The 18,440-nt window shown below is 52.4% G+C and carries 10 protein-coding genes; 3 read left to right on the top strand and 7 right to left on the bottom strand.

Translation table 11 applies throughout. The features are described from left to right. Positions 1–13 precede the first annotated feature (13 nt). Positions 14–991 (bottom strand): c-type cytochrome, encoded by a 978-nt coding sequence (locus tag D4L85_RS19450; RefSeq protein WP_119755871.1) that lies wholly within the window; start codon positions 989–991, stop codon positions 14–16. A 746-nt stretch (positions 992–1,737) separates the two neighbouring features. Here D4L85_RS19450 and D4L85_RS19445 point away from each other — a divergent pair. Further along, complete coding sequence (locus tag D4L85_RS19445) at positions 1,738–3,123, top strand: hypothetical protein (RefSeq protein ID WP_119755870.1); 1,386 nt, start codon at positions 1,738–1,740, stop codon at positions 3,121–3,123. A gap of 55 nt (positions 3,124–3,178) precedes the next feature. Further along, the gene (locus tag D4L85_RS19440) at positions 3,179–4,591 is read left to right on the top strand and encodes a hypothetical protein (protein ID WP_160143856.1); all 1,413 of its coding nucleotides are present in this window, start codon (positions 3,179–3,181) and stop codon (positions 4,589–4,591) included. A gap of 116 nt (positions 4,592–4,707) precedes the next feature. Here the strand turns inward: D4L85_RS19440 and D4L85_RS19435 are convergent, their stop codons facing one another. The 6 genes from D4L85_RS19435 to D4L85_RS19410 form a co-directional block, all read right to left on the bottom strand. After that, positions 4,708–6,222, bottom strand: a complete 1,515-nt coding sequence (locus D4L85_RS19435) for a RagB/SusD family nutrient uptake outer membrane protein (RefSeq protein WP_160143855.1) — start codon at positions 6,220–6,222, stop codon at positions 4,708–4,710. A gap of 17 nt (positions 6,223–6,239) precedes the next feature. After that, positions 6,240–9,605 carry a SusC/RagA family TonB-linked outer membrane protein gene (locus tag D4L85_RS19430; RefSeq protein WP_160143854.1) on the bottom strand — a complete coding sequence of 1,122 codons (3,366 nt, stop codon included), beginning with the start codon at positions 9,603–9,605 and terminating at the stop codon, positions 6,240–6,242. A 216-nt stretch (positions 9,606–9,821) separates the two neighbouring features. Next, positions 9,822–10,850, bottom strand: a complete 1,029-nt coding sequence (locus tag D4L85_RS19425; protein WP_119755866.1) for a FecR family protein — start codon at positions 10,848–10,850, stop codon at positions 9,822–9,824. A 198-nt stretch (positions 10,851–11,048) separates the two neighbouring features. Then, positions 11,049–11,624, bottom strand: a complete 576-nt coding sequence (locus D4L85_RS19420) for an RNA polymerase sigma factor (RefSeq protein WP_160143853.1) — start codon at positions 11,622–11,624, stop codon at positions 11,049–11,051. 452 nt (positions 11,625–12,076) lie between these two features. Further along, positions 12,077–13,111 (bottom strand): NHL repeat-containing protein, encoded by a 1,035-nt coding sequence (locus tag D4L85_RS19415; protein WP_119755864.1) that lies wholly within the window; start codon positions 13,109–13,111, stop codon positions 12,077–12,079. A gap of 241 nt (positions 13,112–13,352) precedes the next feature. Beyond that, on the bottom strand, positions 13,353–16,082 hold the full coding sequence (locus D4L85_RS19410; protein WP_119755863.1) for an esterase-like activity of phytase family protein: 2,730 nt from the start codon (positions 16,080–16,082) through the stop codon (positions 13,353–13,355). A 440-nt stretch (positions 16,083–16,522) separates the two neighbouring features. Here D4L85_RS19410 and D4L85_RS19405 point away from each other — a divergent pair, with 440 nt between their 5' ends. After that, on the top strand, positions 16,523–18,361 hold the full coding sequence (locus D4L85_RS19405) for a hypothetical protein (RefSeq protein ID WP_160143852.1): 1,839 nt from the start codon (positions 16,523–16,525) through the stop codon (positions 18,359–18,361). Positions 18,362–18,440: the final 79 nt, after the last annotated feature.

Below are 18,440 nucleotides of genomic sequence, written 5' to 3'. Positions count from 1 at the left end.
CCGGCTCCTGCTTCTACGGATGCGGGGTAAACTTCGTTACAGTGTTTGCTACCGGCTTCAATGTTTTCAGGTAGGTATAAATGGCGGCCAGGTCCGTGTTCGTCATGTTGGCGTACATGGTCCAGGGCATGATGGTGTTAAAATCTTTAGTGGGATCTACCGCCCGGTGGCTGTTGGCGCTGTCGCGATAGGCGGTGAACCGGGCGACGAAGAATTCTTTGGACCAGTTGCCAATACCCGATTCGTCGGGCGTGATGTTGGAGGAGCGCAGGGCGCCAAAGGGCATGTTGAAGAGGCGGCCACCGGCAAAAGCAAAGTTTTCGTCATAGGCACCTTTGTCAAAAGGCGTGTGGCAATCAAAGCATGCGGCGGCGTTCACCAGGTATGCACCATACGCCAGGGCGTCGGTGGTGTCGGGGCGTTCGGTGAAGGCGGCCTTGGCCGGCATGGTGTTGATGAGAATATTCATCGGAAAATCAGAGTGCGAGACCGGCGGTGTGTTGGTGATGGGATCCAGCGAGCGCACGTAGGCGATCACGGCGTGGATATCGTCGACATCCATTTTGCCATAGTGGCCATGGGGCATCACGGGGAAGATCGGCTCGCCGTTCCGCTTTACACCCGTAGTCACGGCACGGAAGATCTCGCCGTCAGTGTGGGCGCTTAGCGCGGCCGGGGTGATGTTGGCGGCATAGTAAACGCCGGGAAAGCCCGCCCGTTGGTCAAACACATCGCCTCCTTTCCCGAACGTACCGGGCACGATAGGTCCGGAAAACTCCGACCAGTTTCGCGTGCTGTGACAATCCATGCACACCATCACATTGTTGGCCAGGTAGCGGCCGCGTTCAATCTGTGCGGGGCTGATATCCACTTTTATGATCGGCGCGGGACCTACGTCGGGCAGGAACTTCGCGACATAGAAGGCGAGACCGGCGACACATAGAATGACAAGTCCGAGTACGAGCCCGGCAATCTTTAAGAACTTTTTCATAGGGATTCGGAAAACAATAATTGGATAATATAAGACAAATATTTGTATTGCTGGTGGTACGTAGGGGTTGGAGGTTGGGTTTGGGGGGAAGGTACGGTGGAGGGAATAATAAAATGTACGGTATCGGGAGTCAGTAGTCAGTAGTCAGTAGCCAGTAGTCAGTAGTTAGTAGTTAGTGGCTGGCATTCAGTTGGCAGTATTCAGGGATGAGTGAGATGGGGAGGGAAAGTTTGGTTTGGGATTTTTTTGGCGAGGGTGGGTTCGTCCTGGTTTGGATTTTGGATGATGGTGTTATGACTCCGGGTTGTTATGAAGGTAGGTGCGTTGCGTCAACCGTGGGTTTCGGGGGAGAATATTTGCAAAGGGGAAAAGAAGCTGGGTAAAAAAAATTACACGTTGTTATATTCTTAGTACAAAGAAATTGGTTTTTGTGACTGGGGTTGGTTCATTTTGTCGGGGAACGTCGCTGGGGATGTTATGCGAGGTCTCCTCATCGTCGTGCAGATCGAATAATGACCTGGGAATTTTTGATCAAGGACATTGTCACACATCACGGTGTGTCGACTTTAATTTGATTCCCGGTTTAAATCAATTACATTAGTGTATACTCCTTGATCCTTCCTGAACAATGCGCTCCCCCACTCCCCTCTCGCAACGCGTTGATCAAAACCTGTTCTTACAGACCACAGCCCACCTGGAGTAGGTAGTCTATAGTCCTATTTCTTAATCTTATCAATCCAGCTAACATGAAGAAGTGCCTCCTCTGGATGGCGTTGCTCGTTGTTGGTGCAACCCTCCAAACTTGTAAGAACGACACGGACCCGGTCGGTCTTCAGAACGTTCAATTTTCGTTCGGCCTCCGGCCACAGCCTTCGGGCGGGCGGACAGAGACGGCGGAACCTTCCGCTTTACTGATCAGTCTTGAAAACAGTGCGGGTGATCCCGTGTTCACACACAAGCGCATAAACTTGCTGCACGTGGGCACCAGTGTGATGACGGAACCCATTCAATTGCCTACGGGAACTTACAACATTACTGAATTTCTCCTGGTCGATGATGCCGGTTCGGTTTTGTATGCCACTCCAAAAGTCGGATCACCCTTGGCCAGCGCGGTCACCCATCCGCTTCCCTACGCTTTCACCGTATCGGCGGATGACGCCACCACGGTGGCCATGGAAGTGGTCGACGTTTCGCAAAGCACGCCGGAGGATTTCGGTTATGCTACTTTTGATATCAACCTGGTGAACACCTTACAAGTGGCCGTGTTTATCAACACCGGCGGCGAGCTTGTGCTGACCACGGCCAGCGCGATTCTCGATCATGGTGATGAAGTCATCGCCAACTATTCGCTGGAAGCCAAAACCAACCTCCTGCCCTTCGCGGGCGACACGCACGCGTCTTACCGCCTGATCGTCATCAAGGAAGGTTTCAAAACATACGTCAAAGATTTTATCTACAGCGAATTGCTCGCTTCTTTGCATGGCGCGCCTTTGCAAATTGTGCTGCATCAATTCACGATCCTGGTGAACACCGCGGATGGCGTAACTTCCGACTTCCGAATGAGCGTGGAAGGAGGCTCTTCCTTCCATGTGGATTGGGGCGACGGCACGTCATCGGAGAATAGCTTCGAACATAGTTACACGACCTTGGGCCGCTTTGAAATAAAGATCACGGGCGATGTGGAATCGATCACATCGATTCGACTAGCGTACGATCAGCCCAACATCGAAGCCATCGATGTGCAGGCCCTGACCAACCTGAACGAGTTCTGGGCCGTGCTGACGCCGGGCCCGAGTTCGATAGACCTCAGTCAAAATACGCAGCTCACTTCCGTAGCGTTTGCCGGCGATAGGAAACTGCATCATGTGTCGCTCCCCTTGGCCAATATGATCAGCTACATGGACATTCAGGGGCCTGGTGACCTGTCAACGGCAGAGGTAGACGACATCATTCAAAAAATTCATGATTCGGTGACACTCTGGAACACACGGAACGGCCGCTTCCTGCTCGACAAAAACTGGGCAAGCCCGACCAATGGAATGGTGGGGCCGCCTTCTCCCTCCTCCGTGGAGATGCTAAGAGATCTGAAGGAAAATTACGGTTGGCAAGTTCTTCCGGATCCGGGCGCGTAAGGAAGTACGCGCAGGTTTCAAATGCCTTATCATCAAACTTTAGCATTATTCCACCATGAAAAATATTCTATTTTGGATCGGACTCGTCGCGATGAGCACAGCCCTCCAATTTTGTAAGAATGAAAGTAGCCCGGTCGCCCTGCAAAAGGTTCAGTTCACGTTCGGCGTTCACCCCTCAGCTCCTTCCGGTGGCCGAACCGAAACGGCAGAGCCCGTCGCATTGTTGCTCAGCCTGGAGAATAGCATCGGCGATCCGGTGTTCACCAGCAAAAGGATACCCTTGTTGCACATCGGTTCCAATCTCATGACGGACCCCATCGAACTCCCGCCGGGCACGTATGCCATCACCGACTTCTTGCTGGTGGACGACGACAACAACGTGTTGTATGCCACACCAAAAGCAGGATCGCCCCTGGCCACGGCCGTGACCCATCCCCTTCCCTACAGCTTCGTGGTTTCGAATTCAGCAGTTACTACCGTAGACATGGAAGTCGTTGACGTGTCACAGCGCATACCCGAAGATTTTGGCTATGCCACATTTCAGATCAATTACGTCAACACCCTGAAGGTAGTGGTCTTTGTTTCCATCGACGGGGAAGTTTCGATGACCACGGCAGAGGCCACACTCAGTCGCGGCTCGACGACCGTCGGAACCTATCCGCTGGAAGCGCGAACCAATGTGATCGCCTTCTCGGGCGACCCGCACATGCCCTACCGGCTGGTCGTGACCAAAGAAGGATACGGGACCTTCACGAAGGATTTTATGTTTAACGAACTGTTCGCAGCCTTGCACGGCGAGCCGTTGAAGGTGTTGCTGAATCTATTCACCTTAACGGCGGTGGTTGACGACGATCTCTTTTTCTCATGCTCCATAGGTGGTGGTGCCAGCAAAACGATCGACGTGTCGTGGGGCGATGGCACACACGAAGAAATTGCCTTTCCTTCCGACGTAGAGCCGACCGGACTGAATCACACCTATCCGGCACCGGGCCAGTATGATATCTCCATCACCGGCGCACTCGAAACGATCCGGTGGTTCTCGGCGGGTTTCAACCTGGGCAAGATCGACGCGATCGACTTCCAAGGCTTACCGAATCTCGGGGTCATGCTGATCAATCGCAATCATGGGCCTGAAACCATAGATCTGAGTCTGAATCCAAAGCTATGGTCGGTTGGGCTGGAAGGTATCCCCCAATTGAAACATGTCATCCTGCCGGGAACCCACCACATCATCGATATGAACATTAGTGGTTCCAATCAACTCAGCACAGACGAGGTGGATGCCATCATCCACAGCTTACTCATGCTCGCCCACGACAACGGGCGTGGTACGCTCCAGCTCGACAGAGGAAGTTTTGACGAACCCACCAACATGTTTGTTGGCCCGCCTTCCTCCGCCGGCTTCCGGGATTTGGCCGGTCTGAAATTTGGTTACCAGTGGACGATTATACCGGATTTGGATATTTAATTTCGTAAACTCAGCGCCATCATTCCCGCGCGTTTCGATCGCATCCGCGACGGTACAAAATAAAACAACCAGCAAAATGCTGGTTGTTTTATTTTAAGAACACTTCATCAACGCGTCTACCAAGGATCGTTTTGCACCATCTTGATGTTGGTGTTGATCTCGTTTTGCGGGATGGGGAAGTATTGGAACTTGTCTTCGTAGAACTCGCGGCCTACTTTGTCGCTGTTGGTGATCTCTTGTTGCACGAGGCCCCAACGCTTGAGGTCATAGAAACGAAGACCTTCGCGATAGAACTCGATCATGCGTTGGTGACGGATCTCCGCCATCATGGCGTCGGCAGACATACCAACGGTCAGATCGGCCAGGTGGGCACGTTCGCGAATGCGGTTCATGAGCGGGTAGGCTTCGGCCTGGCGACCTTGCATGGTAAGCGTTTCGGCATACATCAGCAGGACGTCGGCATAGCGGAGAACTTTTTCGTTGATCTCGGAGATCCAGATGCCTTCGTTGTTGTTGCGCCAGTTTTGATACTTGCGGATTCTGGCCTTCGAGTTGAAAGGATTCGAGAACGAGGTGTAAGGAAGATTGTAGTACGTCGCTCCGGGATAATCCCATACCAGGGATGCATACATTCTGGGGTCGAAATCGTTGTCCGTTGTTTTCTCTTTTTCAAACTCGTTGAAGATCTTGTCGGTCGGGAACATTTCGAACCAGCCGGCCACTTCGGTGGGCGCAAATTCCTGCGCGGTGGTGACACCTTGCGATTCGTTTGCGTTCTCACCATTCCAGGGAGCGGTTCCGCCTACGTTCTGGATCTGGATCTCGAACAACGATTCTTTGTTGTTGTCCATACCCGCCAGGAAGTTGTCTTCATAGTTGGTGAGCAGATCATAGGTGAACGGCGACTGCGGCTGGCCATTGGGTTGAGCCAACAGCTTGAACGTGTTTTCGGCTTCGGGCCAGTTCTTGGTGTACACATAGGCTTTGCCCAGGTAACCCAGCGCAGAACCTTTCGTGGCACGACCCACACCGCTGGCATCATACGACACCGGCAAGCCGGCGGCCGCATCTTTCAGGTCGGTGATCACTTGTGCCCACACATCGGCTTCGGGTGATTTTGCGATGAAGGCATCGCTGGCCGTTTTCGGCACCGCGGTAATGATCGGCACCGATCCGAAATTCGTAGCGAGGTTAAAGTGGTTGACCGCGCGCAGGAATTTTGCTTCTGCCGTCAACCGCGTTTTAAGATCGGCGGACAATTCACTTGCCGGCAGATTTTCAATCACCTGATTGGCACGGAATATGGCATTGTAAGCGCCGGTGAACATGCTGGCGGGTGTGCCCGTGGTAGCGTTGTTCGTGAAGGTTGAAAGCTGGTAGAGATCTTTCACGTCGTTGCGGATGAAGGAATCATCGCCGCGTCCGTTGGTGAGCTCGATGCCACGCACGGCCCAATAGCCGTTGTTCACATCCTTCCACACTTTGTAGGAAGCGGCCAACCCTGACTCGAAATCGGCTTGCGTTTTCCAGAAATTTACCGTGGTGAGGCTGTTGGGATTTACCTGGTTCAGTTCATCCGTACACGCCGACACTGCGAGGAGTGTCAGCAAAACAATTGTATATCGTTTCATCGTGTTCATGTTTTAGATTAGAAGGAGAGTTGAACGCCAAATAAGGAAGTCCGGGGCAGCGGATAAGACACGTGTCCAAAGTCCACGCCGCGATCCAGCACCGAGTAAGGCAATCCGGTATCCTGACGACCGATGTCGGGGTTAAACCCTTTGTAGCCTGTGATGGTAAACAGGTTGTCGAAGCTCACATACAGACGAGCCGAGGTGATGCTCGCACGGTTCAGCACGTTCTTCGGCAGCGAGTAGCCGATCTGCAACGTCTTGAAGCGGAGATACGATCCGTTTTCCAGGAAGCGTGTCGACGTTTGCGAGTTGTAGTTCGGGTCGTTGATCACGGCACGCGGCATGTCCGTATTGGTGTTCGTAGGCGTCCAGGCATTCTTGGTCGATGCTGCATAGTTTTCTTCCAAGCTCATGCTTTCCAGGTCCTGGCGGAAACCGTTGTAGATCTTGTTGCCTTGTGTGCCCTGGAAGAAGATGGTGATGTCGAAATTCTTCCAAGCGGCATTACCACCAAAACCGTAAGAGAATTTCGGCGTCGGGCTGCCGGCATATTGACGGTCGTTCTGATCGATCACACCGTCGCCGTTGGCATCTTCAAATTTGATGTCGCCGGGTTTGGCGTTGGGTTGAATGAGTTGCCCGTTCTTCGAGTAGGCGTTGATCTCTTCCTGTGTTTGGAAGATCCCCGCATCTTTGATCAAGTAGAACGATCCCACGGGCAAGCCGGCTTGTGTCACGGTAGCGGAAGCACCGTGGTGCGTGGGCTGGCCGCCAAAGATCTGCTGGCTTCCGGTTCCCAAAGCGGTCACCTCGTTGCTGATGGCGGTGAACGTACTGATCAATTGATACTTGAAGTCGTTCACTTGATTGTTGTAGTTCAACGCCAATTCAAGGCCTTTATTGGTGATGCTACCGGCGTTCACATACGGGTTGCTGCCACTGGCACCCGACGACAACGGCAGGGGTACCTGCAACAGGATGTCGGTGTTCTTGCGAATGAAATAGTCGGCAGTCAGGTTCAGTTTGTTACCAAAGAAACCCCAGTCGGTTCCCACGTCGAACGTTTTCGAGCTTTCCCACTTGATGTTCGGTGTGGCAAATGCAGTTTGTGTGGATCCGTTCCAGAGGTGTTGATCCTGTCCTACCACATAGTTGATGTTCGCGTTGATGGTGGGCGAATACAGGTAGTCAGGGATTTCCTGGTTACCGAGCACACCATAGCTCGCTCTTACTTTCAAGTTCGATACCACCGGTTCCAGCACGCTGAAGAAGTCTTCGTTGGATGCGTTCCATGCCAGGGCGATGGAAGGGAATGTACCATACTTGTAGCCGTTACCAAACCGTGACGAGCCGTCGCGACGGAACGTACCGGTGATCACGTAGCGGTTGTCGTACGAATACACGAGGCGTCCGAGGTAAGAAAGCAAAGCGTACTCTTTGGCGTTGCTTCCCACCGACGCATTGGCCGTGCCGGCATCCAGCACTTCGATGCCCGTGGGCATACCGGTCTTATAGCCGGTGAGTGTGCGGTATTGCGTGTTCTGGTAAGTGAAACCACCCAAAACCTGGAGGCTGTGTTTGCCAAATGTTTTGTTGTAGTTCAGGGTATGCTCCTGGAGGAAGTAGTTGTTCTGGCTTTTGAATTCGGTGAGCTTGGAAAGCTGGTTCACAAACAAGGCTCCTACCTGATAGGGCGCAATGTAGTTGAAGTTATTCACCGAGGTGTTGGTGTATCCCAAATTGTATTTGTATTTGAGGTCTTTCATAAGCGATACCTCGGCAAACAAATTCAGGATGGCGGTGTTGGTGTTGTTCCGGATCTTTTGAAGATTCAACGACGCCACCGGGTTGGCCACGTCTACTACGGGACCGTAGGCACCGCTATAACCTCCAATGGCAGTGGGGTCGTATACGTTGAATACGGGGATCATCTTCGTCGCGGCTTCAACCGGGTTTCCACCTTGTCCACCCAAGCCCGGAGGCTGCGGTCTGGCATTCTCGCGGCTCAGGATAAAGCTTTGTCCAAATTTGAAAATGCCTTTGGTGAATTCCGATTTCATGCGCAGGTTGATGCGCTCATAGTTGCTGTTCTTCACGATACCATCCTGGTTGAGGTATCCGCCCGACACATTGAAGTTGTAGTTCTTTCCACCACCACCGGCGGAGAGTGTATAGTTCTGCACGGGTGCCGTGTGATAGATCTGCTTCTGCCAGTCGGTGCCGGCCGTTGTGGGTGCAGGGTTGTTGGCTGCATCCAGACGCGCGAGGCCTGCGTTGTCGTGGGCGGCGTTGCTCACAGCAGCCCAGTCAGTCGCGTTCAAAACGTCCATCTTTTTCGTTACGTTCGCAACCCCGACATAGGAATTGAAATCGATCTTGATGTCGCCTTCCGCTCCCGATTTCGTAGTGATCAGCACCACGCCGTTCGAAGCACGCGAACCGTAGATGGCCGCCGCCGATGCGTCTTTGAGAATGTCCATCGACTGAACATCCGAAGGGTTGAGGTTATTGATGTTGTCCACCTGAACACCGTCCACAATGTAGAGCGGGTTGTTGCTGTTCAACGAGCCGGTACCACGGATCAAAATTTTCACACCCGAACCAGGCTCGCCACCGGCAGATTCAACCTGCACGCCGGCCGCACGGCCTTGTAATGATTTTTGGATGGTGTTGGAACCTTGTGTTTTCAAATCATCTCCCTTGATGGAAGAGATCGATCCGGTAACGTCCTGCTTGCGCTGTGTACCATAACCAACTACCACCACTTCGCTGAGCGATTGCAATTCGGGAACCATGGTCACGTTGATAACGGTTTGCGAACCAACCACGATCTCCTGGGATGCATAACCGATAAAGGAAATGACCAATACGGATTCTTCGTTGGGAACCGCGAGGGTGAACTTGCCATCGGCGTCGCAGGTCACCCCGGAGTTCGAGCCTTTCACCACCACGTTCGAGCCGGGCAAAGGTTGACCATCGGTGTCGGTCACCCGGCCGGTTACGGTAACCACGCTTTGCATGCGCACGGCTTGTTCGTAGCTGCTGGCGGGCTCCTCAACGGCGGGAGCGGGTTTCAGAATGATTTGGTTGCCATCCACTTCGTAAGAAATGCTGGGGCCAAGCAGTTCGGCCAGGGCGTCGCTCACCTTTACGTCCGAGATCGCCATGGATACAGGCCCGATCGAACGGATGAGTTGTGACTGATAGGTAAACTTTACCTGTGCTTCCTGTTCGATGAACTGAAGAACAGACTTGATACTTTTCTTTTCAACGTGCACGGAGATCTTCCGGTCCAATATTTCCTGACCCTTCGATTCGAACCCATAGGCCCATACGCTGAAAATGCCAGCCATTACTGCTTGTATCAACGTTAATCTCATAAGAGCAATAATTTTTTTAGGAATAGGTTTATTCATACCTTTAATAGGTTTTGAGTGTAACAATTCAAAAACGAACGCCGAGTTCATCCCTTGGAAAAACCCGGTATGAGGCCGGTAATGCTGCAACATTATCGGCCTGCTTTTTTTGGTCAGATAGAATTATCTCATAGGGTCTTGGTTAAAGTTGGGTAGTATGTCATTTTGATATTGTCCCTTTTAGTTCGCGCAGCCATGGCTTTGTAAAACGATGCGGGTGCCCTGCACTTCGAAGGTCCCATCGATGGCTTTGCAAATAATTCTCAACCGCTCATAGAGTCCCTCTTCCGAAAACACCGTCGTGAGTTCGCAGGATTGCAGCGTCTTTTCGTCATACAAGATTTCCACGGCATACATTTTCTCCAGTGTTTTCAGAATGGCCACCACGGGCTTCTCGTCAAACTTCAACACCTGCGCTTTTTCGGTCTTGGCCACGGGCTGGGGATCCTCCACCAACGTGGTGGTCACCTTTTCCTCCTTCAGGTTGAAAATGGCTCTTTGATTGGGCACCAGGATCGCCTCTTCCTTTACCGATTTGGTTAAACCAAAATTCTTTTCCACCTGGCGCGACACCGAAACGCGTCCGGTCCGAACGGCCACCACGATGGCCTGATCGTCTTTCGCAGCCTGCACCGAAAAGCTGGTGCCGAGCACTTTGGTGATCACGTTCTTGGTGTAGACGAGGAACGGTCGCTGTTGATCGTGGGCCACCTCGAAAAAGGCCATCCCGGTCAACTGCAGTTCACGCCGCTCTTTTTTGAAGGGCTTGGCCAACCGAATGGTGCTCGATGGTTGGAGGGTGACGACGCTGCCGTCCTCCAGTGTCACCACCTTGGGTTCGTTTTCATCGTTGGTGATGACCGTTTCTGTTCCGGAGGCTATTTCAAAGTTGCCTTCTCCCATCTTGCGCTTGCCGAGATAGAACCCCACGCCCACACAGATGAAAAGGGCTGCGGCCACACCGGCGATCTTCCAGTAACCGCCCAGCGACTCTTTCTCTTTCTGGTCGTGCATGCGGAACGACAATTTCTGCCACAGGCTCTCCTCCAGTTGCTGCTGCCGGTCTTCATCCATGGAAAAGTTTACGTCCTTTCCAATCGAATCATACCATTGCTGCACCAGGGCCTGCTCTTCGGGAGTGCAGGTGCCTTTTTGATACTTGACGAGGATTTTGTCAAATTCCTTTCGGGGGATGGGGTTTTCGCGCATATATCAGTAGAAGACGAGGAAGCCGGGGGAATCCCTAAATCGATTTCGGAAAAAAATTAGGGGTCAGAAATCAGGAGTCGGGAGTCAGGATCTTTTTCTCGGCATTCAGTAGCCAGTAGTCAGTAGCCAGGAGGCAAATAGCGAAGGGGCCTGGAGCTGGGCAGCGGGCAGGCGTCGGGTATTTTAGCGGACTGGGGATCAGAGGAGAAAGAGGAGGAAGAGGAAGACGAAGTCTTTTAGGTAGACTTTGAGGACTTTGAGGGATTTGGTGAGGTGATATTCTACGGCTTTTTCGGAGAGTTGGAGGTCTTTGGCGACGTCGGCGACGGAGCGGCCTTCGAAGCGGCTCAGGGAGAAGATGGCTTTTGTTTTTTCGGGGAGACGGGCCATGCCACTCTCCAAGGCTTCCACCAGGTTGTTGTAGGTCACCATCTCCTGGGTGTTGTTGGTTTGGCGTGGGATGAACGTTTTGTAGTAGGTCCAGTATTTGTCTTTCACCATCCGGGCGCGGATGTGGTCGATGCATTTGTTGCGCAGGGAGGCTTTCAGGTAGTGCTGCAAATTGGAGATCAACAAGGTGCTGCGTTTTTCCCACAGCGTGAGGAACAGATCTTGCACGATCTCTTCGGCAATCTCATGCGACTGCAGTTTGGTGTAGGCCTGGTGATATAACGTTTTCCAATATTGTTTGAAGATGACATTATACGCCCGGGCATCGCTATTTTGCAATGCCACTATCAGATCCTGCTCGCTCCATTCGTAGTCTTCCTGCATCCGTTCTGCGGTTATAAGTGCCCAGCCTAAACCTGGAATTTTCAAACAAGTGTATGCATAACGTTTAATAAATGCAATCGTTTGTTCAAAATTTGGCAACGTTTGAGGGCTGGAAAGGCCGTTGACCAGAGATTTTATTCTTTGGCAAAGCATTCATATCCAGCGCATTGCAACGGGCGGGCTGAAATCTTTTTGAAGCTGATCACAAAGTTGGACGAGCGCGGAACGAGAACGTTACCGATAATTGTCACTTGCATGTTCCATCAACCACGTGCAGGCTTCGCGAACTTAATCAACACCACCTTCGGAATCAGAAGTATCCTCAGCATACGCCCTGTATTTTTTATTTCATCCAGACGTTTATGCAAATGCGGGTGCGTTAAAAACTTCATGAGTGCGCGCTCAATGGAACCCTTGGTAAAAAATCAAAGTCGATTCGGTCGTAGGTTGTATTAATCCAATTTCTTGAACTGCGTTCCATCATAATAAAAAGCGCCGTCGTTGACAGAGAGCAGGACAAACCTTGTTTTATCGATAGCGATCAAGCGGGTGACGTTCATGGGAGAACCTACGGCATAGGGTTGTCCATATTGCCAACTGAGTTTCGGTTTAAAAATGAGTTGCCAATTCTCCAGCTTCGAAAGATCCTTGTTTTTATTTCCTTTGAAAACTCCGTGCTGGGAGTAAAACCAAATGGAGCTGTCAGCCGGACTAAATGTAGCCGGTCCAATGTATTCTCCTGGCGCCATGTTCCCGTCTTTCATTTTTTCGCGGCTTTCCAATAACACCGACGCCTTCAGGTTGTCGAATCTGACGATGATGCCGCTGGTCATCATGTGCTGCAGCCCCGCGGATGCATAGACCGCGTCGTTATCTTCAAAGAAGGATTTGATCGGCCAGAGGGCAATTCTAAAATCGTTGAGGTCGGGGGTTAAAAATGTTTTGCTGACCGTATCAAAAATGAACAAATTCCCACCCCATTCACCATAACCAAAACCCAGCCAGATCCGGTCCTGCTTATCGATATAATAACAATACGGATTGCCCCAATTGTCTCGGATGCGAATCTGGTTGTTCAACGAGACGTTGGAGAAGTAGACCTCGCCGGTTTGCTCCTCCTCTATTCCCTTGTCGGTGATGAAATAGATATTGTCGCGACTGTCAAGCACCATCCCATAGGGTCTTCCATTAAATCTAGCCAAAACCTCCCTCGTATTCGTTTGATCGATGTGTCTCCAGATGTTATGGTCGCTGCCGGCAACTACCAGATTTCCCTTGTGATCCTTTGTCATAAGAAAATAGGTGACGGAGCTACCGCTATTCTTTTCCAGGCGCTCCCCCGTGGTCTTATCAAACTTGTGAAGTCTTCCGGTGCTGACCCATATAAACTTGTCAGTGACAGCAATCCCTGAATGATCCGTTTGTGCTTTAAGCGAAAAGCCCGCCAAAAGCACAAATAGATATAATACAGTAATACCTTTTCTCATGGCGTATACGCAACGGGTTAGTATATCATCTTAAAAGGTAATATTAGTGATATAGTTGTGATATTGAAGTAAGTCTGAAGACTTACTTTATGATGGGTCCAAGTGTGGCGGATCGGTTCTTTGCGGGCATTTGAATCGGAGTGAATTGTCCAGGTGGTCTGATTTGTTTTTTTACCACGTGAACAAAAACAAAGAAGCAGCCCGGGGGCTGCTTCTTTTTCTAAACCGTAAATCCAAATCGCTAACGTTTAATCTCTATGCGTTGATGGCGGCTGAACGAACCGGAGGTTACGTGGACGATGTAGTAACCGTTCGGAAGTTGGGAGAGATCAGCGGCGTAAGTATTGTCATCAGGGTCAACCGTGCCCGTGGTGCGGAAGACGGTGGTGCCCGTGATCGCGTGGGTGATGGCTACCTGGAAGGTCACTTTCTCGTCGGTGTCGAAGCGGAAGTAGAGTTGTCCTTTGGTCGGGATGGGATAGAGGACGAGGTCACAACGTGTAGGGCCGCCGTGGCAGCGTTTCACTTCCAGGTCGAGCTTGGCGTTGGTACCCACGTCGCAGCCGGTGACGGCACGTACTTTTACAGCACCGCTTTCGGAGCCGATCTGTACGGTGATGGAGGCTGTGCCCACACCGGATTGGATCACGCTGCCTTTGGGTACCGACCAGTCGTAGTACAACACGCCGGCCAGCGTATCGATGCTAAAGGTTTGAAGCGTTCCTTGACAAACTTCGGATGGACCATGAATGCTGCCGGGGGTGGCTGCTTTGGAGTGGACCGTCAACGTACGGGCTGCACTGGTGCCGCAGTCGTTGACCGCTGCCACCGTCACGAGGCCGCTAACAAAGGGCGGGAAAGTGATCGTGGCTTCGTTGCCTGTGGCGGAGATGATCGCGCCGGGTACGGTGGTCGTCCATTGGTAGGATGTTGCCTGGGGAACCGGGGCGACGCTGTAGGTCACTATATTGTTCGGACTGCAGATGGCATAGCTTTGACCTGCAATAGCACCGGGTTTTGCCGGAGGTGTGGAAGACAATGCCAGCGTGCGGAAAGCACTCGTGCCACAACCGGATATGGCCTTCACTTTAATGTCGCTCGTTTTGAACCGGGAAGTAAAGATGACTTGTATGGAATCTGTGCCTTGCCCGCCGACCAGGGCAACCTGCGCGGGGACGGTCCAACGATATTCAACGACGTCCTCCGTGGTCTCGATAAAATAAGTCGCTTGCGTGGAGGTGCCGACAAAGTCGCATACACTGGAGGGGCCATTGATCGTCTCCGGTGTGGCCGGCAATGACTTCGTTATGTTCAGTGAACGGGTGACCACATCGGTGCCGCAGGTACTGGTGATCTTCACGCCAATGGTTCCGCCAACAAAGCCGCGGAGGAATTTAACGCGAATGGTGTTGGTACCCTGACCGGACACCAGCGTGGCCTGCTTCGGTAACGTCCACGCAAAGTCAGCGCCGTTCGTGGCCACTACGCTATAGGTGGCCACTTCGCCCAAGTTGCCCATGAAGGCGCAGGCATTAGCAGGCCCCGAAATTTCTTCAGCCGACAATTGACAACTGGCCTGGTAACCTTCCAGCTTGTTGGCACCCGACAAGCGATAGACAAACACATGGCTCTTGTTGGTGGTGGCGGTAGCGATACCATTTTCCAATGGCGACGACTGGCCATAATCATTGTCGTTCGTGATGGCGATCGTGCTGTCGTTGAGAATGGCGAGTCCTTCGGCCTTGTCCAACACCGACGGCCATCCGTTGGCCAGCAGGTCCATGACCAGCGTCTTCTTCACGGGCTTGATGCCTTGTGCACTAAGGCCCGTGGTGTCGACGAGCGCTTCGAGGGTGAGGCCATTGTAGAGTGCAGAGGTCACGGGCGTGGCACCGCTCAGTTCGATGCGGTATATTCTTTTGATGTCCGTCGTGCCGCGCAAGGCTGCTTCCAGCACGAGGAAGGAATGGTCATTGATGGCCGCCATGTCGCCGATCTTCCAATCGCGGAGGCGGATCTGGTTGCCACCGGTGCCGATGATGCCGTCGTTCACATAGGCAAACATGCGCGTCGCGTTGTTGACAGGATTTATTTCGAGGATGCGATGGATGCGCGTGCCTTCGCCTACGCTTTTATTCGGGTAGAGTACGGGGCTTTGGATGATGGCATAGATCTTTCCGCTGGGCGTGATCGAGATGCCTTCGAAGCCGCGGTTGTTTTTGCGATACTTGAATACGGTATCGATCTGCACGTCCTGCGGTTGGGCGCCGGCCATGTTGGCATAGGGCGTGAAGCGTTTCAACACCACACCGTTGGGACTGATCTTCCACACGGTGGGTCCACCCTCTTCGCACACCCAGAAGTTACCGTCGCCATCGCGCACGATACCTTCGGAGTCGATGCCCCACACATCTTTGGGAGCGATCTTCAGATTGAAGTTGGCACAGTTCAACACCGTGTCAGTCGAAGCCATTTCCTGGGCCGTGCTGCCAAAGCCCGTCGGGTTGATGATACCGGTAGCATTGGTGCCGTCGGGACGTTTCATGGTGATGGTCTGTAGGATCTGCACCGAGTCGCCGTTGACCCGGATGCGATGGATCTTGGGTGCATACGAGGGGAAACCATAGATCTTGTCATAGGTGGGACGACACGCGGCAGGGTTGGCGTTGGCCGCATCTACGTTGACGCCTCTGTCGGAGAGCGTCCAGAATTCTTTTCCATTGGTGCCGGGAATGGCATAGAGTCCGGAGAAGCCGGCTTCGCGAAAGTTGATGCCCTGGAAGGTTCCAATGGCGGCGGAATGATTGTTTTGATAATCCTGTAGCAACGTGATCTGGGCTTGCACGCAAACCGTCGTGAACAGGAATAGGATGATGAGGAGCATTTGCCCGAGCCGCGAGGCCTGCAGGGGTGGCAACGGCCGGCCGTTGCACATACGCTTGGAAGAGAAGAGAGTAAAGGTTCTTTTCATGGTTAGGGGGTATGAGGGTTTGATTGTCCCCGTAAGTATACCCCTCTAGTGTTAACTGAAGTTCACTCCATTGTTACGGCTGCGTTTAGGAATGAAAGATTAAGACCAAAGGCTTGCTCGTATATCGGCGCCAGTTGCCGTATCGACATGGCGACTATGTACTCAATAATTAATACACAAGTCTGCCGACGGCGATGGCCCTCAGCGTTCACCATTTTCCGGGGATGGCCTTTACTTCCGAGACCCCACGGAGTCAGTCACATCTGCGATTTTTGTTTCAACTTCTTGTACAAATCGTTCATCCCCTCGCGCAACGCCATCGGCAGCCAAGTCCCTTCATTTTTTTCGCCTACCTTCGAATATCGAGATCATCTTTCCTGCATTGCAGGAGATGGGCTTTTGTGTTTAAACTTAATAAAACCCCTTAACCCTCTCTCGTTATGAAAACCCCTCCTTTTGCGTCCAGACGCTTTCGAAAATCCTGTGTGCTTGCTTTCGTGTTGCTGTTGCTGACCGTTTTACCGTTTGCCTGTCAGAACGACAAACTACGGCACGGTGACGTGCCGGTCATTCGTGGATCCGAGTTACCTCAAGACATCAAGGTCGATCCGTCCCTTGAAATGAATCCGCCACTGGCGAAAGCCGTGAGCATTCAAAAACTGAAGGATAAAGAAAACAACTTGCTAATTGTGGCTGAGTTTAACAAAGGTGCGATCCGATCGAAGTATCACGCGATCCAACTCTCCACCGGCAACGTCACGCTACGCGACGATGGCCGTGGCGTGGATGAAGTTGCTGACGATGGAAAATTCTCCATCGCCCTCCACGAGGACCTGGACGCGTTGCAGCGGGAACTTGACGAATTGAATAAAAACCGGGGCAAGCTGGAGAAAGAATTGTCCACGGGGTTCAAGGGGCGGGAAATCGTTGCGCGAGATATTTCCTTTCTAAAGGACTTCGATCCCGATGGCTTTAGAGACGGCAAACGAATACCTGTTCCAACGATCTCCCTGTGCCATCTCCTGCTGGACGTGTCTTCCGAACACTCCTTGATGGTAGTTCACAGCAATGTGATCCACAGTGCCGAAGCCAACTCGGTCTGGTCGTTTGGCACATTGATAACCGCCATTGCCAATACGCCGGTGACCGGTGTGACGGGCGAAGACCTTTTGAAAAGCTGGCTCCTGGCCATGCAGCACGACGCGACCGCCAACACCGACGTAGCGCACGCACGGCCCGACATCTATCAGTTGATCAAGTTTGCCGTGATCGCCAGTGGCAGCCCGGAAGGCAGCTTCGACGCCACCAACTGGCAGACCAAGCCGCTTGATCCCAGCCATTTTCCCATGCAACTCAGCGCCATTGTGAACCGGCTCGACCTGCGAGGCAACATGGGCTATGGAATGACCAACAGTGGTGAAGGACGCTTCATATTTATCGCATTGAATCCAGAAACCCTCGACCCAATCCTGCCCGGCACCACCATCATTCTCGAATATGGGATACCGTTGCACACCTGCGCCCAGGTAAAAGCCTTTGGTCAAAAATGGTACGACCTCAAAACCCAAACCCTCGGATCGCCGGCCTACAAAACCGCGCTAAAAGCCATTACCGACGTATTCGCCACCGCTAACGCCGCCCCTACCCGCACCAACGGCAGCGCGCTGAACCAAATGCGGACCAACGACATCGTGTTTAGCGGCAACACGGACGACAAGTGGGAAATGCGAGAGTTCAAACTGGATTCGCTCACCCATAAATTTATACTTTCCACCACGGCACAAGAGCCTATCGAAAAATATAACGAAGCCTCCGCCGTCGACACCCCGCCGGATGTGAACAACCTCGTAGCGTGGATCAATGCGAACGAAGCTGATGTGCTCGCCGACAAGCATCGCGTGCCGCTGACAGTCGAAGACCAGGTGACCCACCTCCCGGTGCCGTTCCTGGGCGCCAAGGCCCGCAGCGAAAACAACAGATGGACGGCACCGGGTGTTGCACTGGAAACCCGTCATCATTTTTCGTTGAACACCTGTACCGGTTGCCACCGCTTCGAAACCGGCACAAGCTTTCTACACGTGGGGGTAAGTTCCGGCCTTTCCGCATTCCTGACGGGCATTGATATTCCCGACCTGATGAATCCCCCGGTTATACACCACTTCAATGATCTTGAATTTCGGAAAGGTAAAATGGAGGACTTGTTGTGCACCACTTGCACCCGACCCTTCATGACCTTGCTGCAAGCGCTGACGTTCGAACCCAATGCGATGGTACATTGATGTCCGGTGAGGCACTTTCACAGGAAGACGCATCTTGAATTAAACTGAAGTCAGGTATTGTGGAAATGTAATTCATTCC

This window comes from Chryseolinea soli (assembly GCF_003589925.1).
GTDB classification, from domain to species: domain Bacteria; phylum Bacteroidota; class Bacteroidia; order Cytophagales; family Cyclobacteriaceae; genus Chryseolinea; species Chryseolinea soli.
The sequence above is the reverse complement of the archived record's forward strand: the minus strand, read 5'-3'. Positions and strand labels throughout refer to the sequence as shown.